20 protein-coding genes are annotated in these 20,664 nt (G+C 47.4%); 12 read left to right on the top strand and 8 right to left on the bottom strand.

The window, feature by feature from the left end:
* Window positions 1–5: 5 nt before the first annotated feature.
* Window positions 6–140: a hypothetical protein gene (locus HUX64_RS20050; RefSeq protein WP_281355240.1), complete on the bottom strand. Its 135-nt coding sequence runs from the start codon at window positions 138–140 to the stop codon at window positions 6–8.
* 26 nt (window positions 141–166) lie between these two features.
* Here HUX64_RS20050 and ybgC point away from each other — a divergent pair, with 26 nt between their 5' ends.
* From ybgC to HUX64_RS00775, 11 genes are all read left to right on the top strand, one after another.
* Entirely contained in the window at window positions 167–571 is a 405-nt protein-coding gene (gene ybgC / locus HUX64_RS00825; protein ID WP_174624385.1) for a tol-pal system-associated acyl-CoA thioesterase, read from the top strand.
* Window positions 561–1,238 carry a protein TolQ gene (gene tolQ / locus HUX64_RS00820; RefSeq protein ID WP_174624347.1) on the top strand — a complete coding sequence of 226 codons (678 nt, stop codon included), beginning with the start codon at window positions 561–563 and terminating at the stop codon, window positions 1,236–1,238. The genes ybgC and tolQ overlap by 11 nt, the downstream gene beginning before the upstream one ends.
* The gene (tolR, locus tag HUX64_RS00815; protein WP_174624346.1) at window positions 1,235–1,660 is read left to right on the top strand and encodes a protein TolR; all 426 of its coding nucleotides are present in this window, start codon (window positions 1,235–1,237) and stop codon (window positions 1,658–1,660) included. Before tolQ ends, tolR begins: the two co-directional genes overlap by 4 nt.
* Window positions 1,661–1,665: 5 nt before the next feature.
* Window positions 1,666–3,051: a cell envelope integrity protein TolA gene (gene tolA / locus HUX64_RS00810; protein WP_174624345.1), complete on the top strand. Its 1,386-nt coding sequence runs from the start codon at window positions 1,666–1,668 to the stop codon at window positions 3,049–3,051.
* A gap of 133 nt (window positions 3,052–3,184) precedes the next feature.
* Window positions 3,185–4,450 carry a Tol-Pal system beta propeller repeat protein TolB gene (gene tolB / locus HUX64_RS00805; RefSeq protein WP_174624384.1) on the top strand — a complete coding sequence of 422 codons (1,266 nt, stop codon included), beginning with the start codon at window positions 3,185–3,187 and terminating at the stop codon, window positions 4,448–4,450.
* 55 nt (window positions 4,451–4,505) lie between these two features.
* A complete protein-coding gene (gene pal / locus HUX64_RS00800) occupies window positions 4,506–5,075 on the top strand; it encodes a peptidoglycan-associated lipoprotein Pal (protein ID WP_174624344.1) in 570 nt (189 codons plus the stop codon).
* A complete protein-coding gene (ybgF, locus tag HUX64_RS00795) occupies window positions 5,076–5,942 on the top strand; it encodes a tol-pal system protein YbgF (RefSeq protein ID WP_174624343.1) in 867 nt (288 codons plus the stop codon). It begins immediately after the preceding gene.
* A gap of 2 nt (window positions 5,943–5,944) precedes the next feature.
* Window positions 5,945–6,586, top strand: a complete 642-nt coding sequence (gene queE / locus HUX64_RS00790; protein WP_174624342.1) for a 7-carboxy-7-deazaguanine synthase QueE — start codon at window positions 5,945–5,947, stop codon at window positions 6,584–6,586.
* A 6-nt stretch (window positions 6,587–6,592) separates the two neighbouring features.
* Window positions 6,593–7,276 carry a 7-cyano-7-deazaguanine synthase QueC gene (queC, locus tag HUX64_RS00785; RefSeq protein ID WP_174624341.1) on the top strand — a complete coding sequence of 228 codons (684 nt, stop codon included), beginning with the start codon at window positions 6,593–6,595 and terminating at the stop codon, window positions 7,274–7,276.
* Between the two features lie 488 nt (window positions 7,277–7,764).
* Window positions 7,765–8,631 carry an amidohydrolase family protein gene (locus HUX64_RS00780; protein WP_217426371.1) on the top strand — a complete coding sequence of 289 codons (867 nt, stop codon included), beginning with the start codon at window positions 7,765–7,767 and terminating at the stop codon, window positions 8,629–8,631.
* 2 nt (window positions 8,632–8,633) lie between these two features.
* Window positions 8,634–9,827 carry a glycosyltransferase gene (locus HUX64_RS00775; protein WP_174624339.1) on the top strand — a complete coding sequence of 398 codons (1,194 nt, stop codon included), beginning with the start codon at window positions 8,634–8,636 and terminating at the stop codon, window positions 9,825–9,827.
* 242 nt (window positions 9,828–10,069) lie between these two features.
* Here the strand turns inward: HUX64_RS00775 and HUX64_RS00770 are convergent, their stop codons facing one another.
* On the bottom strand, window positions 10,070–12,793 hold the full coding sequence (locus HUX64_RS00770; protein ID WP_174624338.1) for an NAD(P)-binding protein: 2,724 nt from the start codon (window positions 12,791–12,793) through the stop codon (window positions 10,070–10,072).
* Window positions 12,794–13,335: 542 nt separating this feature from the next.
* Between HUX64_RS00770 and trxC the strand changes: the two genes are divergently transcribed.
* Window positions 13,336–13,767, top strand: coding sequence for a thioredoxin TrxC (gene trxC, locus HUX64_RS00765; protein ID WP_174624337.1), 432 nt, complete (start codon window positions 13,336–13,338; stop codon window positions 13,765–13,767).
* 81 nt (window positions 13,768–13,848) lie between these two features.
* Here trxC and HUX64_RS00760 read toward each other — a convergent pair whose 3' ends face one another.
* From HUX64_RS00760 to HUX64_RS00735, 6 genes are all read right to left on the bottom strand, one after another.
* The gene (locus HUX64_RS00760; protein WP_174624336.1) at window positions 13,849–14,691 is read right to left on the bottom strand and encodes a PA4780 family RIO1-like protein kinase; all 843 of its coding nucleotides are present in this window, start codon (window positions 14,689–14,691) and stop codon (window positions 13,849–13,851) included.
* Between the two features lie 121 nt (window positions 14,692–14,812).
* Window positions 14,813–16,048, bottom strand: coding sequence for a pyridoxal-dependent decarboxylase, exosortase A system-associated (locus HUX64_RS00755; protein ID WP_174624335.1), 1,236 nt, complete (start codon window positions 16,046–16,048; stop codon window positions 14,813–14,815).
* Window positions 16,045–17,637: an acyl-CoA ligase (AMP-forming), exosortase A system-associated gene (locus HUX64_RS00750; protein WP_174624334.1), complete on the bottom strand. Its 1,593-nt coding sequence runs from the start codon at window positions 17,635–17,637 to the stop codon at window positions 16,045–16,047. Before HUX64_RS00750 ends, HUX64_RS00755 begins: the two co-directional genes overlap by 4 nt.
* Before the next feature lie 175 nt (window positions 17,638–17,812).
* Complete coding sequence (locus tag HUX64_RS00745; RefSeq protein WP_174624333.1) at window positions 17,813–18,781, bottom strand: polysaccharide deacetylase family protein; 969 nt, start codon at window positions 18,779–18,781, stop codon at window positions 17,813–17,815.
* 39 nt (window positions 18,782–18,820) lie between these two features.
* The gene (locus HUX64_RS00740; RefSeq protein ID WP_217426370.1) at window positions 18,821–19,708 is read right to left on the bottom strand and encodes a hydrolase 1, exosortase A system-associated; all 888 of its coding nucleotides are present in this window, start codon (window positions 19,706–19,708) and stop codon (window positions 18,821–18,823) included.
* A 13-nt stretch (window positions 19,709–19,721) separates the two neighbouring features.
* Entirely contained in the window at window positions 19,722–20,543 is an 822-nt protein-coding gene (locus HUX64_RS00735) for a hydrolase 2, exosortase A system-associated (protein ID WP_174624332.1), read from the bottom strand.
* Between the last annotated feature and the right edge of the window lie 121 nt (window positions 20,544–20,664).

Genomic DNA, 20,664 nt, shown 5'->3' with positions numbered 1-20,664 from the left:
TCATGTTATTCAATAGCCAAAAAAATTTCATGAAGAAAAACAAAATTTATATTCATTTGTAGCCATTTATAACCCTTTTGCGTAGCGAATAATTCTTTAGGCTGGGTTGGCGTTGCCTGAGCCGATATTTGCAGCTGCACGATTAACCTGCTACTTTTAATTGAAAATTAAAAAATTTATCTGGCCGATCCGTGTTTATTACGAAGACACTGATGCGGGCGGTGTGGTGTTTTACGCCAACTATCTCAAGTTTTTCGAACGGGCCAGAACAGAAATGCTCAGGTCACTCGGTTTTGAACAGGATGAGCTGGCTGCTGCGGAAGGCATTATTTTTGTCGTGCGCTCTGTGCAGGTTGATTATTTGAACCCTGCCCGCTTCAATGATCTGCTACAGGCCAGCGCGGAAGTGACTGTAGCTAAAAAAGTCAGTCTTGTTTTTGAGCAACTCATTACCCGAGGTGACGATGTTTTATGTAAGAGTGTAAATCGAATTGCCTGTCTGGATGCGCAAACCATGCGTCCTAAAGCAATCCCTGAGAATTTACTAGAGTTGTTAACAAATGAATACTGATTTATCGATTTTCCACTTAATAAAAGAAGCGAGTTTTGTGGTTCAATTCGTCATGCTGTTGCTGTTGACAACTTCGGTGGCATCATGGACGTTCATTTTTTCCAAACGCAAGGAACTTAACCGCGCGATCGAAATTACTGACGAATTTGAAGAACAGTTTTGGTCCGGTGCGGCATTGGCTGATCTGTACAGAAAGCTCACTACCAAGGATTTTGAGCCGGAAGGAATAGAAAAAATATTTCTTGCCGGCTACAAGGAATTTTCAAGGATGCGGCAAGCGGGCAATGTTGAACCTGGCGTGCAGGTGGAAAGTGCGCAGCGCGTTATGCGCATTGAGTTATCGCGCGAACTGGAACGCCTGGATGAGCATTTGGCCTTTCTTGCCACGGTCGGTTCAACCAGTCCCTATGTCGGATTGTTCGGTACGGTTTGGGGGATTATGAATTCCTTCATTTCTCTGGGCAACGTTAAACAGGCTACGCTGGCGCAAGTGGCGCCCGGTATTGCAGAAGCCCTGATTGCAACAGCTATTGGCTTGTTTGCGGCAATACCGGCAGTGGTCTCCTATAACAGGTTCTCTACCCGTCTGGACAGGCTGACCGGCCGCTATGAATTGTTCGTAGAAGAGTTTGTGGTATTGTTGCAAAGGCAGGCGCACAGCAAATGATCAGGAAAAACCGGCGCAGAAAACCCATGGGTGACATCAATGTAGTACCCTACATTGATGTCACCCTGGTATTATTGATTATATTCATGATTACTACGCCATTGCTGCAAACCGGCGTGAAAGTGGATTTGCCGCAAGCTGAATCGGCAACGGTGGAACAGAAAGACGAGCCTCCCGTGGTGGTTTCAATCAAGAAGGAAGGCCAATATTATATTATTGTTGGCGATCAGGATCAGCAGCAAATACAGCCTGAAGAGATCGATGATCGAGTGGCGGCTGTATTGGCCAATAAACCGGAAACACAGGTTCTGATTGAAGCAGACAAGGGCATCGAATATGGCACCGTAGTTACCGTGATGGCGGGACTGAAAAACGCCGGCGTGCCCAGCATAGGATTAATCACCCGGTCCGGCGACCAATAATTCAGATGGATAGTCAAAAAAAGCGATTTTCATGGCCGTTTATTCTGGCCCTGGCTTTGCATATTACGATTTTAGCGTTGTTCGCGCTAGGATCCCTGTTCAAGTATACGGAAGAAGAGTCAAAATCTGCTCAGGAAATTATTAATGCGACTATCGTCGATGAAACCGGGAAGCAGGCTGAACCTGAACCCGAAGCAGTAAAGCCGGAACCGGCAAGACCGGATCAGCGTTTGGCTGAAGAACAACGTAAACAACAAGCAGAAGCCGATCTTAAAGCTGAACAAGCACTACATCAGGCTGAAGCAGAAAAAGCCCAAGCCGAAGCAAAGCGGATAGAAGCTCAGAAAGCCAAAGCCGAGGCAGAGAAGGCCGAAGCGAGGAAAAAAGCCGAAGCGGAAGCCAAGGCCAAGCAAGCTGAAATAGCCAAAGCCAAGCAGGACGAAGCGGCGGAGGCCGAAAAAAAGAAGGCTGAGGCTGCGAAAGCGGAGGCAGCAGCCAAGGCCAGGCAAGCCGAAATAGCCAAGTCAAAAGCGGAAGCCGAAGCAGCGGCCAAGTCCAAAGCCGAGGCTGAGAAAGCGGCAAAAGTCAAGGCCGGCGCCGAAGCGGCACGAGTAAAAGCACAAGCCGATGAAGCCGCAGCCAAAGCTAAACAAGCAGAAATAGAAAAAACCAAGGCTAAGGTTGAAGCGGCTGAGGACGCTAAAATAAAAGCTGAAGCTGAAAAGGCAGAAGCCCGGAAAAAAGTCGAAGCCTCTGCAAAAGCAAAACAAGTAGAAAAAGCTCAAGCTGAAGCAAAGCAGCGGGAAGCTGAGAAAGCCAAAGCCGAGGCCGAGAAGGCAGCAAAAGTTAAAGCTGAAGCAGCGAAAAAGAAAGCCGAGGCAGAGAAGGCCGAAGCGAGGAAAAAAGCCGAAGCGGAAGCCAAGGCCAAGCAAGCCGAAATAGCCAAGTCAAAAGCGGAAGCCGAAGCAGCGGCCAAGTCCAAAGCCGAGGCTGAGAAAGCGGCAAAAGTCAAGGCCGGCGCCGAAGCGGCACGAGTAAAAGCACAAGCCGATGAAGCCGCGGCCAAAGCTAAACAAGCAGAAATTGCCAACGCAAAAGCAGCGGCGGCACAGGCCGAAGCAGAAAAAGCAAAGAAAGACATCAAGCAAAAAGTAAACCGCAGCTGGATTCGTCCCACTGACAAGACAGGCTTGAAATGCACAATCAGGGTCCGGCTTATGTCGGATGGGACAGTAATCGATGCCTCGGTCATTTCCAGCAGCGGGGATGATATTTTTGACCGATCGGCGGAAAATGCTGTAAATAAAGCGTCGCCGCTGCCAGTGCCTAAAGATAAAAATCTGTTTGCAAAAGAATTCAGATCCTTTCAGTTTGTGTTTGAGCCGAAATAAATAATAAGGATGCCTTTATAGCTTTTATCAGAAGTTAAGCCGGATGCCGATTTTTTGCAAGAAATCCGGGTATCGAGTATCAGCCAGTTTTTGAATATGTTGCAGAGGTACGAATGTGAGTTTTTTTAGAAAAATGTTATTAATGGGTTTGCTTGCTTTTAATACATCCCTAAGTCATGCAGAAATGACGATTGAAATCACGGAAGGCATTGAAAGCGCAGTGCCGATCGCCATAGTACCGTTTGCCTTGCAGAGTCCTGCAGGCGCTCCGGTTGCTATTAGCGCCATTGTTAATTCCGACCTGGGACGGAGCGGTTATTTTAGAACGCTGGATGAACAGAGCATGCCGGCTAAACCCGGCAGTGCCCAGGCCGTTAACTTTAAAGACTGGCAGGCCGTAGGGCAGAATTATCTGGTTATCGGCCAGGTAAGTGAAGACCGCGGGCAATATAATATTCAGTTTCAGTTGTTTGATGTTTATAAAGGCGAGCAGCTAATGGGCTACAGGATGACCTCATCGCCTGCCGAGCTTCGCCGTACGGCTCACCATATCAGCGATCTTATTTTTGAAAAACTGACCGGCACCAAAGGCGTTTTCAGCGGCCGGATTGCCTATATCACCAGTACTGGGCAAGGCAAACGGAGCACCCATAAACTGCAGGTTGCAGATGCAGACGGGTTTAACCCGCAAACCATAGCGACATCAGTTGAACCCTTGATGTCGCCGGCCTGGTCGCCTGATGGCAGAAAAATGGCTTATGTCTCCTTTGAGAGAAAATCACCGGCGATTTACGTCCAGACCCTGGCCACAGGCGAAAGAGTAAAAGTTGCAGATTTCCCCGGTATTAATGGTGCGCCTGCGTGGTCGCCCGATGGCGCAAAGCTGGCTTTAACCTTGTCTAAAGACGGAAGCCCCGATATTTATGTGTTGAATCTGATTACGCGTTCATTAGTCAAGCTCACCAAAAGTTATGCAATTGATACCGAACCCGCCTGGTCACCTGACGGCAGCGCTATTGTTTTCACCTCGGACCGGGGCGGCAAGCCGCAATTATATAGCATGCCCAGTCAGGGCGGCCTTGAGAAAAGGCTCACTTTTAGCGGAGATTATAATGCCCGCGCCAGTTTTTCGCCGGACGGTAAAAACATAGCGATGGTGCACGGCAACGGCGGTGATTACCGTATCGCCGTTATGGATATAGCGACCCGGTCAATTAATGCATTGACGGCAGGCCCTTCAGATGAGTCCCCAAGTTTTGCACCGAATGGCAGTATGATTTTATACGCCTCACAAAAAGGTAACACGGGCTTCTTATCGGCCGTATCAATCGATGGTAAAATGCAGCAGAAATTAGTTTTTGATAGCCGTGAAGTTCGCGAGCCGGCATGGTCACCCTGATGCTGTGGGCAGTAAACGTATTTTTATAAATGTTTAACTATTTTTGGGATTAAAGATGAAATTGAATAAAACAGTATGGGCTTTGGCCATAAGTCTAACACTCTTGACGGCTTGCAGCGAAACAGAGGAAAAGGATGCAAGTCTCACGGATGGAACCCAGAATGCTCAAGGCGGCATCAATGATGCCTCGACCGGTGGAGTAAATGATGGTTCAGGCTTATCCGGTTCGGAAATGAATGGTTCAGGACGCAGTGGAGCAGGCACGGGTCAGGAATTCAGTGATCCAAATAATCCGCTGTCAAAACAGACCATTTACTTCATGCTGGATAGCAGTCAGGTTCAGCAGGATTTTGTTCCGGTCATTACTGCTCACTCCCAATACCTCGCTGCCAACCCGGGCTATCGCATGGTGCTTGAAGGCCATGGCGATGAGCGGGGTTCTCGCGAATACAATATTGCATTGGGCGAGCAACGGGCCAAATCAGTGGCCAGTATGATGAAAGTTCAAGGCGTTTCCGACGGTCAGCTGGAAATTGTTAGTTATGGCGAAGAAAAGCCTGCGTCGTTTGGGCACGATGAATCCTCATGGGAACTGAATCGCCGCGTTGAAATGGTATATAAATAAATGAAAGCGCGCTTTTTCATGGTGTTATGCGCCTGCAGCACGGCCTGTGCAGAGCCCTTGCCGTTACCGCCCGTGGTTGACACTTCAGTATATCCTGCCGGCACCGCCAGGCCGGCCAGATCGCCTGCGCCATCGGCCAATACGCTATATGAAATCATGGGCCGCCTGGAGCAATTGCAGGCTGAAATGCAGCAGCTTACCGGTAAGGTGGAAGAGCAGGCCTACCAGATTAGCGAATTAAAAAAGCGCCAAAATACCATGTACTCTGATTTTGATGAGCGGCTTCAAGTTATAGAAAGCAAAAACGGTACTGATCAGCCCGTGGCCGGAGCTCCGCAAGAGCAAGTACAGCCGGCAGAGACCGAGGCCAAAGAAATCAAAAAGCAGGTAACAGTTCCCGTCCCTGTTGCGGTTCCGGCGCCCGCTCCGGCGAATAAGCAGGCAGCACCGCCAGCGGAACCGGAGGCTGCGCAAGCTACCGAGAGTGAAAAGCAGGCATATCAACAGGCTTATGATGCGCTGAGAAATGGGCATACCAATCAGTCTATAACAGAGTTCAATGCTCTGTTGGTTAAATATCCGGCTGGTCAGTATGCAAATAACGCTCAATACTGGTTGGGCGAAGCGTATAGAGTAAATCAGAATATTGATTCTGCGCGCAGCGCCTTCACAAAAGTCGTTGAAAATTATCCCGGCAGCGCAAAAGTACCGGATGCATTATTAAAACTGGGATATATTGAGTATGACTTAAAAAACTGGGCAAGAGCCAAAGAATACTTGACTCGCGTTACGGTGGAATTTCCCGGCTCATCGGCAGCGCATCTGGCATCAAGAAAATTACTTTTAATCGATGATCTTAAACCCTGAGCGTGAGTTTGCTGCGCATAACAGAAATCTTTTACTCCTTGCAGGGTGAGTCCAATACTGTCGGCCTGCCCACGGCATTTATACGCCTTACCGGTTGTCCATTACGATGCGTTTATTGTGATACAGCCTATGCTTTTAGCGGCGGTAAAAAAATGGAAATCGATGAAATCATCGCCGAGGTTGAACAATACAGCACCCGGTATATTACCGTAACCGGCGGCGAGCCTCTGGCGCAGCGGTGTTGCCTTGAGTTAATGATAAAGTTGCTCGATAAAGGCTATTTTGTTGCACTTGAAACCAGCGGCGCAATCGATGTGTCTCCTGTTGATTCGCGCGTCGTCAAAGTGATGGATATTAAAACCCCAAGTTCAGGTGAATCCAGCAAAAATCTCTATAAAAACATAGAGTATCTTGTCCCGGCGGATCAGGTTAAGTTCGTCATAGGCAATGATGAAGATTATGAATGGTCAAAAACCGCTTTGACCGAATACGATCTACCGAGCCGTTGCCAGGTACTGTTTTCTCCTGTGATGGGGCAGCAGGATCCCGCACAGCTTGCAGACAAAATTCTTCACGACAGATTACCTGTCCGTTTCCAGATTCAACTGCACAAAATACTTTGGGATAATGCTCAAGGTAAGTAAAACAGCATGCAAAAAAAAGCCATCGTCCTTTTGTCAGGCGGCCTAGATTCAATCACTGTACTTGCTATAGCCAAAAAGCAGGGATTTCTCTGTTATGCATTAAGCTTTGATTACGGCCAGAGACATAATGCCGAGCTTATCGCGGCAACACAAATAGCTTCAGATTATCAGGTCGAAGATCATAAAATTATCAAGCTCGGTCTGGGCTCGATTGGCGGTTCTGCTTTGACCGATACGCACATTGCAGTGCCTGAAACACCTCAAGAAGGCATACCGGTAACTTATGTGCCGGCAAGAAACACGATCTTCCTGGCCTGTGCCTTGGGGTGGGCGGAAGTTCTAAATCTGCGCGACATTTTTATTGGCGTGAACGCCGTTGATTATTCCGGATATCCGGACTGCAGACCGGAATTTATCAGAGCGTTTCAGCAATTAGCGAATCTTGCCACTAAAGCGGGTGTAGAAGGTGAGCGCTTCCTTATACACACGCCATTGATTGCTTTAAGCAAGGCGGAAATCATCAAGCGGGGCGTTGAATTAGGTGTGGAGTATAAACGCACCGTTTCCTGCTATGCGGCCGATGAAAAGGGCAGAGCCTGTGGCGGCTGTGACGCCTGCCGGCTAAGAAAAAGCGGTTTTGCGCACGCTGGAATTCCTGATCCTACACGATATCAAATGGGTTCGGGGTAAATGCATCGAATTAAACTGCCGGTCTGCAAAGATCGAAGCCTCAGGCCAGGACCGGCCTGGTAGTCTTTTCGCTCCTGCTTTATATAATGCACAGCTGCATGGAAACCGGTTTCGGCAAATAAATGTTCTTGTAGCCTTCTTTATTAGGGCCTGTCTTTGAGCAGGACAGCTGTGGCTATTTTAAAGTCGCTGACAGAAGATAATCAGTTCTTTTTATGTGCGCTACCGTACTGACCTGCTTTTCTATTTGTTTTATTTTTATTACCTGTAGCTATTTAAGAATATAGAGTCACGGCAGCAATTTGGAAAGATTGTTTGCTAAATGGGAAAATTGAAAGTCAAGCTTTGGCAGGGCAATGGAGTACGCAATAATTAATTTTACAGGCGAGCTAATTGGAGGGCGAATACTCGGCAGCTGCGTCAATAAAATAATCAGGATCGGCAGTTATCAGGCGGGATCATGGCTATAAGACGCCTGAAGAAGCGCTTTGCGTCTGCTGATTATCAGATTTATCCTTACCAAGCGTAGTCCAATGATTATTGATGCTCATCTACATTGCTCGGGTTCTGAAAAAACGGCCGATGTATTGCATAGTCTTGATGATGCAGGCATTGATGTCGCCGTATTGCTGGCGCCTTTTCTTAACTCCCCCTATTCTATTCACAATGCTGAATCACTGCATGATGCTAATGCTTATCTGGCCGCTTTGATTGCCGGCCATCAGGATCGACTTATCGGACTGGCAGTGATAAATCCGGCCTTGGCCAATGCCGCCGATGATCTTGAACAGGCAATCAGCGATTTGGGCCTGCAGGGTTTAAAGACAGTGCCCACGGGCTGGAATCCTTACGATGACTGCGCTCATCGATTATACGAGCGGGCCCGAATGCTGGATATTCCGATACTGTTTCACAGCGGAATCTTTATAGACGGCCGTTCAGGGCGATTTTGCCGGCCCACGTTTTTTGAAGCTGTGCGTGATCATCCGGGTTTGAAAGTAACGCTGGCCCATCTAGGCTGGCCATGGTGCGATGAGGCTATTGCCATGGGATTGATCGATCTTATAAACGGAATACCGCCTGATGCGTGTCAATTTCGCTTCGACTTATCTTTTGGAGCGCCGCCGATCTACCGGCTTGAGGTACTTGAAAAAGCGCTCGCTGTTTTGGGGCCTGGGTTATTGCAGTTCGGCAGCGATCGCTTTTTACCCTGCAGCGGCGACCATATCAGCGAGAAAATTACGGAAATGAAAGCACTGTTTGATCAACTTAACGTCAGCAAAAATGATCGCGAGCGCATCATGGGCGGCACTGCCGCCGCATGGCTCGGACTTCAGGCCAGTCAGGGGAGATGAAAATGCATGCCACAACGAAAGAAATTATTTCAGAACGCCCGATTCGCGTCCTTGAAATCATAGGTAACGGAATTATCGGCGGTATGGAAATGTACGTTTTGCGTCTGATTTCAGGATTGCCGCGCAGTCATTTTACCGTGATTTGTATTTGTCCCTACGAAAGCCGTTTTACCAGACAGCTAAGAGAGGCCGGTTGCGAGGTATTTATTACTCCAATTCATGAAGATCCATTATGGCAATCTATTCAATTTACTACGCAATTGATTAATTTCAAAGCCATTGATGTGGTGCATGCCCATCTTCCTAACGCGCATGTATTAGCCGGGCTTTGCAGTCAGCTCAGCCAAGTGCCGGGAATGGCTACCGTGCATGGCATGTTTGTACCTTCGATTGAGGTTGAAATAAGCCAATTAACGGGCACTCACCTTACTGTAGTCAGCCAGTCTGCCTATATGCAGGCACTGACCATAGGAATCCCCGCTGAACGCTTGAGCCTGATTGCTAACGGCGTCGATACTAAAATATTTTCTCCGCGCCCACGGAACGCTGAATTCCGTGCTCTACACAATATTCCGGAAACGGCGCTGCTGGTGGGATTTGTTGGGCGTCTGGCTGTGGAAAAAGGCCCCGACCGGTTTGCTCGCGCGGCAGAGTTAATACATAAGACTTTACCGGATACTCATTTTCTGATGGTGGGTGAGGGCCCAATGGAGGATGAAATCAGGCAAATAATAAGCCAGTCTAACCTGGAGGACTGTATTCATATGACGGGAATATTGGAAGATATGCAGAATATTTATCCAGAGTTCGATATCCTTGTCTCCTCCTCACGCAGCGAGGGCATGCCGCTTGTGGTGCTTGAAGCAATGGCGTCAGGCATACCGATTGTGGCTATGGATGTCGGCGGCGTAGCAGAGATTATTGAAAGCGCAATGAGCGGCTTTCTCGCCAAGACTGGAGATATTGAAGCCCTTGCGCATTTTGCAATCACCCTGTTAGCCACGCCCGAGTTAAAAGACAGCATGGGACAAGCTGCACGGCAACGCGTAGAGCGACAGTTTTCATTGTCAGCCAGTGTCGATAGCGTAGCGCAACTGATTTGCGGTCTTAAAAACAATTACGGAGTTGCAGGCCGCGGCAGTGTTTCCAGTTTGTTAACCCGCTCTTCCTCCCGGAAAAAAGGAGTATCGCTTTAGAGCCGGCAAGCTTGCTTCATTATCTGATACGAGACGCCACTTGCCTCGCCGGCATCACGCGTATTCTCTACCGACTCTCCTAAAAAGTCGCATTAGTCGGTTTTCTTCTCTAACATGGTCAGACATGAACTCAAGTCACTTCTGAATCCAGAGGAAAAGACTGAATTGTGCCGGTTCAATAATTAAAAAAACAGGTGGCATACGGCGGCTTCTATTGGCCGCCGTATCAATTATCTGAAAATCTATAAATTCACCTGTTGACTTCCTTTTACTTCTGCTGAAGCAGAAAGCCTGCTTGTTCTGAATTTCTGTTCGGTTTTACGCACCGTTTCCGCTGCTTTTTTGCCGGCAAGAAAAGCATGATCGGAATTATAGTATTCCCATTCACTGTAGCGTCCGGAAAGAATAATATCGCTTTGCAGCAGCCAAGAACGGATAGTTTCAACATTTTTCGCCCGCGCATGATCATAAACCACATAAGCATAGGGCATATCGACTTCGCTGGTCGTGATGATTTCATCATCCCGATTGATAAAACCGACTTTAATGGCGTCGTTAATGCAAAGACGTATCAGTTCTTCCCCTTCACACGGCAACGGCTTCAGGGGAGAATAACTTATTTCGCAAGTAAAACCGAAACCGCCGGGCGGATTACAATAAGGACTGGCGTTGCCCTGGACAAAGATACGGTGGAATACGGAATCTTCCGGATAATAAATCCAGTGCTTATCGGTAAATTTTTCGCGGCCAACGCCAATATTAACGCACCGGACTGAGGTATGGCGCAAGCTTTTGGCGGCTTTTTGTACCTGGCGTGGTGCTTCATCCCCGATCAGTTCAACCAGCTTTGGCAACGGCATTGTCGATATCAACGTCTTGTATTTTATATGGCGGCCATCAGCCAGAGTCAACAGGCGCCGCTTGGGAGAAACGTTCATGACGCTGGCATTGAATTCCAGCTTACCTTCCAAATGCGGCAGAAAGCCGTCCATCAGCGCCTGAAACCCGCCTTTCAAGGGATAGCCAAAGCGCGCATTGGGGCCCATCGGCTTGGGAACCGGAGACAGGGCGCCCTCAATCATATCCTCCAGGTCGGGTAGCGGCACGCGGCCCCCCAGCCAGGAAGTTTCCATTTCATTCAGGGGCACTGCCCATATTTTCCGATTATAAGGAATGGCAAAGTGCCTGGCTATGCCTGCCCCCCAAACCTGGTAGATGAATTCCTCAAAATTGCGCGGCTCGGCAGCTTTCGCGCCAAACGGAACCACTACGCCCAGCGGCGCGGTAGCTTCGCTCATGCCGTCGGCGCAACAATCCGTTATTGCGGAATCAGATTTACAAGCCGTAGTATTGCTGGATATTGCTTTTGCAGGCGCGGCAGCAGGACTGGCTTTTAAATCGCCAAAACGGGCCTCGATAGCGCCTACTATACATTCTTTGATTACTTTTGGCGGCAAGCCATAGAGCGCTCCTTGAAACGGATAGCGCGTATAGACATTTTTACTGTATACCCAGGCTTCGCGGTTCTGCCAATGGATATTATCGCCTAAAAGTTTATGATAAAGCGCTTGCACATAGTCATCATTGGAAAACATGATATGGCCCGCGTAGTCGAAGGTAAAACCCTTATCATTAATGGAGCGGCACCATCCGCCTACGGTACTGTTTTGCTCCAGCAATAGAGAATTCGGGCCCAGATGATAGGCGGCCGATAATCCGGTCGGACCGGCGCCGATTATTACATTTGGCAATTGGTTCAAAGCCACGCTGTCCGCTTTACCTATCTGTATGCTGGCGGGAGGCTGTTGGCCTTGCGAGAGAGTCCAGCGTTCAGAAACCGGAACTTCTCCTTTGCTGATATTGCGCTGTACGGCATCGGCAATCAAGGCTTTGATGGCTGCAGCTGTGCTATCCCAGGAAGTTTTTGACAATACTTTGCGCATTTCCCTGATGCGACGCGTTTTTTCCGCTGCGCTGGCTTTAAATGCCGTCTCACAGGCCTCGATAAATTCATCATGGGTGTCGCCAAGATAGACAATATCACTATACAGTTCGGCTACATCGGTAATGGGAGTGCTGACTATGGGCTTTTCCGCGGCCATATATTCCAGGGTTTTTGTCGGGCTGATAAAGCGGGTTGCATTATTACGAGCAAATGGCAAAAGACAAATATCCCAGCCGGCCAGGAAGCCCGGCAGTTCATCATACGATTTCTGACCAAAATAATGGATATTTGCCAGGCGGGGTAATTGATCAGGATTAATTTTTACCACAGGCCCCACCATAATAATCTGCCACTCAGGATGCCGGCGCGCCAGACTGTCAATCAAGCCCAGGTCAAGCCGTTCATCAATGACCCCAAAGTACCCCACTCGATAACCCGGCAGATGGTCTTGCTCGGGCGCTTCAATGGAGCGGTCCAGCGCTTTGGCAAAGTGCTCGGCATCCACACTGCTGGAAAAACAATGTACATCGGGATGCCGATCTTTTTTAGCGGCATAAAGACTGGGACCGCCTGTAAAAACCAGATCAGCGCATTTTATAAGCGCAGTTTCCCGCTGGACTAATTGACGTGGCGCATTATGAAACATTGATAGTTCATCCATGCAATCATAGATAATAGCTTTTGGAGAAAGCCTTTGAACCAATGGCAGCGCCATAGGGGTATAGAACCAGACCACATAATCATCAAGCTGCTCATTCTTTACCAGCTTATTAATGAGCGGATATAGATAAGTTAGCTGATCATCATTGAAACCAGGAGTGCTGACCGGGGTATGGGGACGATATACGCTGATATTGGGAGCCGGGTAATTGATTTCCATAAAAGCGCTGGATGCATTACTTTCTACAGGTTCTTCAATAAAAAAAATCCGATGATCGGCGGCCAGACGGGTAAGTAAATGCTGAGGGCGCTGAAAGACAAAATTCCAGCGGAGATGAGAAAAAACAATTATCGGCTGCATGGTGTTCTCCTAAATATCAGTTGTGGTAGACAAAATCCCGCAAATCCATAAAATTTTCCTTTGGAATAAGCCAGAAATATAAAAGTTATTACATAACCCTGGGTGTTTGGACTTTATTTAATTTAAAATCTTCAATTAACTCCATTAGACATAAATTTAAAGGCAGGGTCACTGGCTGTCCGTACGGTGACGTACATAAGCTTATAGCCTTAGATAAATAGGCATGGAATGTGCTTGCCTTCTGAACCGGCAGGATGAATATTTAGTGAGATTTAACTTTAGTATCTTAAATCCGATAAAGTGATTTCTGCTGCGTTTATTCAGATGGGATTTGCTTAGGCTCCCAATAGTCTGAAAAGTTTTGAAATTGTTTATCCGGAAAATGGAAAAGGGATTATATTTGCAATTAAATAGCAATAAGATAATCAAGACAAGGCGAGGCGCTAATAACATGGCGCGGCTATATGAAATCGGTAAATTTGGCTAAATTGTAGCCGGGATATCCCTTTCCATAAATCAACTTCAAACGAGAACACCAGCAGATGAATTCAGTGCATATTGTTTGTGGCCATTGTCAGGCTGTAAATCGCATTCCATCCGAGCGATTGGCGCAGCAACCCCATTGCGGCAAATGCAAGGAGATATTATTTAATGGGCATCCGCTGGAGTTAACGGGAAAAACATTCCAGCGCCACCTTTCCCGAAATGATATTCCTGTCGTGGTTGATTTCTGGGCGCCCTGGTGCGGGCCTTGCAAAATGATGGCGCCGGCTTATGCCCAGGCAGCGGCCAAACTTGAACCGCGGGTACGTCTTGCCAAGCTTGATACGGAACAGGAACAGGGCATTGCCGCCCAGTTTAATATTCGCAGCATTCCTACGCTGATTGTATTTAAAGGGGGCCGTGAAATTGTTCGTCAAGCCGGCGCCATGAGAGAGGCGGATATTATTCGCTGGATCAACAGTAATATTTAAAATTTATATCAGGCCGCTTTGATAAGGCCATTAATAGCGATGGATTGGATATGTATACTGTAAATGGCCTCTACTGGGACCTTAATCTTCCTGTTCGTAACGGCGCCTTAGCGCTTCTTCCCGCGCATCGTTTATTTCCCGCATAATGCTGTTCACGTCGGCTATTTTATTGCTGTTCTTAAAATGGCCGCTCAGTTTAAGGTCAGGATGAAGATTGCCGCTTTCGTAGATTTTCCAGATCTCCTTGCCATAACTGGTAGTCAGCAGCTCGGGAGCAAAACGGCCAAAGTAGGCAGCCAGATTATCGACATCCCGTTCCAGCATTCTACCGGCATTATTATTAGCCGCCGCATCAACCGCCTGCGGCAGATCAATGATAACCGGCCCATGGGCGTCAATCAGGATATTATATTCTGAAAGATCTCCATGGATGAGTCCTGTGCAGAGCATGGCGACTACCTGCTTAATTAGAAAGCCATGATATTCCAGCGCTTCTTCACTGCTTAATTCAAGATCGTTAAGCCGCGGCGCAGCGCTGCCCTGTTCGTCCGTAATTAATTCCATGAGCAATACGCCTTCGACAAAGTTATAAGGCTGCGGAACTCGTACGCCAGCTGCTGCAAGACGGTATAACGCATCCACCTCGGCATTTTGCCAGACTTCTTCCTGCTGTTTGCGGCCGTAACGGCTATGCTTTTCCATCGCGCGAGCCTGGCGGCTATTTCGCACCTTGCGTCCTTCCTGATATTGGGCCTGCTTGTGAAAACCGCGTTGCGCAGCATTTTTATACACTTTGGCGCAGCGAATCTCACCTTCAGACAGAACCACATAAACAGCGGCCTCCTTGCCGCTCTTTAAAGGCCGGATAACTTCATCGACGAGCCCGTCGCGCACCAGCGGCTCCAGACTTTTTGGAGTTTTCATAAATCCTTATTGTTCAGACAAAAGCGGTAATTTCAGGCTTTTTCGCCACACGGTTTTAAGACAATAATCTTCATTCATATTTCTATTTCCGAAAGGCTTTAGTCTGTTTTACGCCCGCAAGTTAAACCAATACCTGCTCAGCTTCCGGCTGGCTTAAAAATTGATGGGGGCTGGCAGTATAGCCATAAGCGCCGGATTGATAAATAACCACCAAATCCCCAATCTCTGCGGCCGGCAGATCCATTTTATCGGCGAGAATATCCAGTGGCGTACAGAGCGGCCCTACTATATTGACTGTTTCTTTTTCCGGCTTATTCATTTTATTTCCTATGGCAACCGGATAGTTTTTCCGGATGACCTGTCCGAAGTTGCCGGATGCAGCAAGATGGTGGTGCAATCCGCCGTTGACCATCAGGAAAATTTGTCCTCGCGAAATTTTTTTGTCCAGCACCTGGCAGACATAAATGCCTGCTTCGCCGACTAAATAGCGCCCCAATTCAATGATTACTTCGGCTTGCGGATTGACTGCCTTGAATTTGGCCATGGCTTTTGCCAATGCATCGCCAACTTGGCGCGTATCCAATGGGGTTTCTCCAGGAAAATAAGGAATGCCGTAACCGCCGCCAATATTGAGTTTTTTAATCGGCGCCGGGTGATAGTCAGACAGCTTGATGGCTAAATCAATGCTTTTTTGCTGGGCTTCAATAATGGCTTCAGCTTTAAGGTTTTGTGAGCCGCTGTAGATGTGAAAGCCTTTAAAGTCCAGATTCAATTCGTTGATGCGTGTTAATGCCTCAGGCAGCAATTCTTCATCAATGCCGAACTGTTTGGGGCCGCCGCCCATTTTCATGCCGGAAGCCTTGAGTTCAAAAGCAGGATTAATACGAACAGCTACTTGCGCTTGAATACCGCTTTGTCCGGACACAGATGCAATGGTTTCCAGTTCATGAAAAGATTCTATGTTGATGGTAACGCCCGCTGCGACGGCTTGCATTAATTCTTGGGGGCGCTTTCCAGGACCTGCCATGCTGATATTTTCTGCTGACATAGGCGTGTCAAGGGCAACTTTCATTTCTCCTGCTGAAGCAAGATCAAAGCCGTCAACCAGGGCGGCCATATGCTGCACGACCGCGGGCATTGGATTGGCTTTCATCGCATAGTGAATTTTTAATTCGTCAGGCATTTGCCGGCGCAATTCAGTTATACGATCGGTAATTAACTGGCGGTCATAGGCATAAAACGGTGTCTTCCCCACACGAGCCGCTAATCGGGTCAGTTCAATACCGCCGACGGTCAGATTATTACCCTTGACGGGAAACTGCGTCATGGGCGGGTGCTGCGGAACTGTTTTTATCATGGTACGCGTTGGAAAATAGCGGCAAATTGTTGGGCAAGCGCTTTACGATCTATTTTTCCGTTCGGATTTTTGGGTAAAACGGTTAAAACCTCGATTTTTGCCGGCACCATGAAATTAGGCAATTGCGCTTTGCATAAATTGACCAAAGCCTGTTCATTAAACTTGTCACTGTCTTCCACGCTGACCACAACGAGAATCGCCTGCCCCAACTCTTCATGCTCAATACCGATCGCAGCGGCCTCCTTGGCCATGCCCGATACATAAATGACTTCTTCGATTTCCGTAGGACTGACGCGATAACCGGATGTTTTAATCATGTCGTCCTTGCGCCCGACAAAATACAAATAACCTGCTTCATCCATCGTCACGGTATCGCCTGACCAGACCGCAATTTCTGTCAGAGGCAATTCTGTTAACTGCCCCGGAGCCGGCTTGAAACGTTCAGCGGTTTTGGCCGGATCGTTCCAGTAACCCATTGCCACCAAAGAACCCCGGTGCACCAATTCGCCAGGCTCGTGCGCGGCGCAGGGCGATCCATCTTCCCGAACGACCAGAATTTCGGCGTTAGGTATCGCTTTGCCCATCGAATCAGGCCTCTCATCAATTTGTTCCGGGGGCAAGTAGGTTGAACGGAACGCTTCTGTCAAGCCATACATCAGGAAAAATTGACAGTCAGGCACTTTGCCCCGTATCGCAGTCAGCACGGATTTAGGCATTTTCCCGCCTGAATTCGTCATGTAGCGCAAATGCGTGTTAATAGTTTCAGGCCAGTCCAGGTTGGCAAGCTGCGCCCAAAGAGGCGGCACAGCCGCGAGCCCGGTAATGTTTTCCGCAGTGAGAGCATTAATGACATCGCGCGGCAACAGGTAATCCAGTAAAACACAGCAGGCGCCTTTAAGCAGCGAAGTCGTTAACTGATTTAAGCCATAGTCAAAACTGAATGGCAGCACTGCCAAAAGGCGGTCTGCTGAGGAAATAGTTAAATATTCGCTAACGCTTTTTGCCCCGGCAACAATATTCCGATGCGACAACACAACGCCTTTAGGTTTGCCGGTACTGCCCGAGGTATACAGAATGGCGGCCATATCCGTATCTATGGTTAATAACTTTACTGGCTTATGAATGGCAGAGGAAATAAAGTTCTGCCAGCTTAAAATAGTTTGGGGAATATTGAATTCTTCCGGGACAAAATCGTTTTCAACCAGAATAATCGTATGAAGATCCGAGCAGTTTTCAAGAGCAGGAGCCAGACTTTGTAAACGGCTTTTGGAGGTAATTAAAATTTGTACATTGCAATCGATCAGAATATAGCCAACCTGGGCGGCTTTTAAAACCGGATTGACCGGCACAAAAACGCCGCCGGCCCTGGAAATCGATAAAAAGCTGGTGACGGTTTCAATTTGCTTGGGCAGGTAAACAGCAACCCGTTGTTGCGGTTTTAAATGAATCCCTTGCAGAGCCTGCGCCTGCTGCTGCACAAACTGATCAAGCTGCCGATAAGTCCATGCGTTTTTTTTATGCACTATGGCTGGAGAATTTCCACATTGCCGGGCAGGCTCAGAATATAAATGATGGAATAATGTCGGCATAATTCGTTAGTCCTGTTACGCAAGCTTTGATCTGCAAAAATAAAGTATATTCCACGTTATTATGGATGTGTGGCATTCAGTCAGTTATTCTTTATTTCGCCAGATTCGCTGACCCGGTAGGTAGTGCCGGATTGATAATAAATCCAGCAGTAAAACCAGGATCAACGGAGGCATATTAAAGCCTGTTAAAATAATACATCCTGGCTATACGTAACATAAACCGGGCCGGACTGGAATCCCAGGGTGTAAATCTTGCTAATTGCCAGCGGTCATTCCCTTTGGCGGATACTCCCGGCCGGGTTGAGAGCGCTGCCTGATAGCCGCACTCCTTAATGATACGAACCTGATCTGGCGAATAATCCTGGCCAGGCTTGCCATTAGGATAGGCGAAATAGCGAATTTTAGTATTCAACAATTGCTCCAGCGTTGTTTTATTATCGGCCACCTCTTGCCTTACCTCATCCGGTGCTAATAACGCTAAAATTGGATGGGTAACGGTATGCCCGCCAATTTCCATACCGCTTACATAAAGCTTCATTACCTGACTGGAAGTTAACATCAGGTCATCAGGCATTTTTTTAGCCAAAGAAGCAAGATAGCCGGCATACTGGGCGCGAGCCGCCGGTTGCAGATGTTTTATTCTGGGGAGGATATCTACCGCTACCTGGGCTTTTTTAACGGGATTGCTGATATCGTAACTTCCCAGGCCGATTGCTGTCAGATCAAGGCGGGGGCCTGGCAAGGTACGAATGCTTTCAATCACCGTATCATTCCACATCCTGCCGCCATCCAGATAACCGGAAGCAATAAAAAAAGTGGCGGTTAACTTATTGGCCAGTAAAATTGGCAATGCATGGGTATAATTATTGGCGTAACCGTCATCAAAGGTGATGCAAACCGCTCTGGGCGGCAATGTACCGTTAGCCATTTTTTCGAGGGCTTCATGCAATGGCAATACGTTAAAATATCTCGCGATTAACGCCATCTGCCAACTGAATACTGTTTTATCAATTTCCCAGGGGCGCATAAAGTCGGGTTGCTCCAAAACCTGATGGTAGATCAGAATAAAAAGCTTTTTCTTGCTGCCTGGTCCGGAGGCTAATGTGCATAGCAGTTGCAAAGTTTTTAACAAGACGGTTTGCATATTTCTTATACCCGCGTGATACGATTGTACTGACGCATGTTATTGCAACTTCTGATTTAAATCATTTAGCCAGCCTAACGTCCAGTCCGCAACCTGATCCTGCCACAGGCTGGAAGAAAAGGTATGATCCGATTCCGTAAAATCATAACGGCTTACCCGGCCATCTGCCAATAATCCCTGCCATTCGGCATCGGTAGCGACGGCATCTTTGAATTCATCTGCCGTCAAATCCTTACCGCTTAAAATCAACAACACCGGATACTTGAATCTGCGCATGCATTCTTTCATCCTGACAGGCAAACTCAGGTTTGGATCAACTTTATCAACCGTTTTGTCAACGCTATGACCTGCTCCTGTTGACTTGTTCAGCATTTTGCAAGTTATCGTCACGAAAGAAGACAAAGAGGCAAGATAATCAAATTTCAAGCTGAATATTTTGCGCCAAAAATCAGGATTTGACAGACGCTGTAAATAATAGTGCTTAAGATAGACAGTTGCAGCCCCTTGTTCCGTATATACCCAGGGATTTAACAAGACCAGCCCCTGCACACGCTCATCCTGATAGGCATAAAATAAAGCCGCTGACGCGGCGTCGCATAAACCCCAAATTACTATTCCCGATATTTCGGGGCAAACTTGATAAAAAGCGGCTATGGCAGCAGCAATATCATCGTCTATAGAAGTAAATGACCGGGGTTCTCCTTCAGAATCGCCCATACCCCGATAATCAAAACGCATGACCGGAATGTTATGAGCCGCCAGCATTCTTGCCAATAATACAAACTGCCGGTGGCTGCCGACCCGGTATTGCGGGCCCCCGACAACGAATAACACAGCTAATTTTGAAGCACAGACCGGCTGGTGAATAATGCCCAGCAAATTGTCTTGATGACATTGGAAAATAATCGGGATTTCTCTATTCATCATTACCGGTATTTCTTCAATACAGACTATTAACTGTTTGTGTTATTAATTCCGGGACTTCAGCAATTTCTTGAGTCGACCAAAAGGAACTGCCAACCACAACATGTACTGAAACCAAATGAGCTCTTTGTTGTAAAGACTCAATCAACTTGTTAATTCCGGGGGATATCCCTTTTTCACAGCTACTGATCAATTCAAAAACATTGATATTATCAATTTTTGAAAAATGAATGTTATCTGAAAACAATTTCATTAACGGATTAATTAAATCAGGATGTAAGGTGTAACCTGCGACTTCAACAACTTTTCCATCAAGTAATTGCTGTTTAAGATCAGATGCCTTCTCAGGATGTGCGCTTTTATCCATTAGTGCCGCGGCAACACGCAGACGCAAAAACTGCATGATAAATATCTCGCCATTCAAAACCGGTTGCCAGCACAACATTCTATCGAACTTAATTTTTGCATCTTCAAGAAAATCCATTGCCAATAATATCCCGCTTCTCAAACTCCACAAGCTGATATTCAAAATTCCCTGTTCAATTAGCCATTGGCATACGGTATGAACATCATTCTTCCAAATTTCCCAGGTAGCATCAGAGAACTTCCCCTCACTATCGCCAGTGCCAAACAAATCGAATATCAATACTGCATAGCCGCTTTTAGCAAACTCCCGTGCCTGCATCGCTATCATACGACGGGATTTATTCATTTCTTCTGCAAAAGCGGGAATATGTAAAATTGCTTTTTTTGCTTTCTCACCTGTAGCTGGATGGTGATAAATAGCAAATAATCGACCGGCTTGACCAGGAATAAATACAGGCATCACTGAAGACATAATTCAGTATCCCCTTTTATCAAGCACTGGCTTTGCTCATTCAGGCATTTACGCCGGGATTTCATAAAAGCAGTTCGAATTAACAAATCAAACAAAAGCAACAATTTTCGCAATCAATAAC

The sequence above is a fragment of the Candidatus Methylobacter favarea genome, assembly GCF_902806695.1.
GTDB lineage: Bacteria > Pseudomonadota > Gammaproteobacteria > Methylococcales > Methylomonadaceae > Methylobacter_B > Methylobacter_B favarea.
This window is presented reverse-complemented; position numbering and strand designations above follow the sequence as displayed.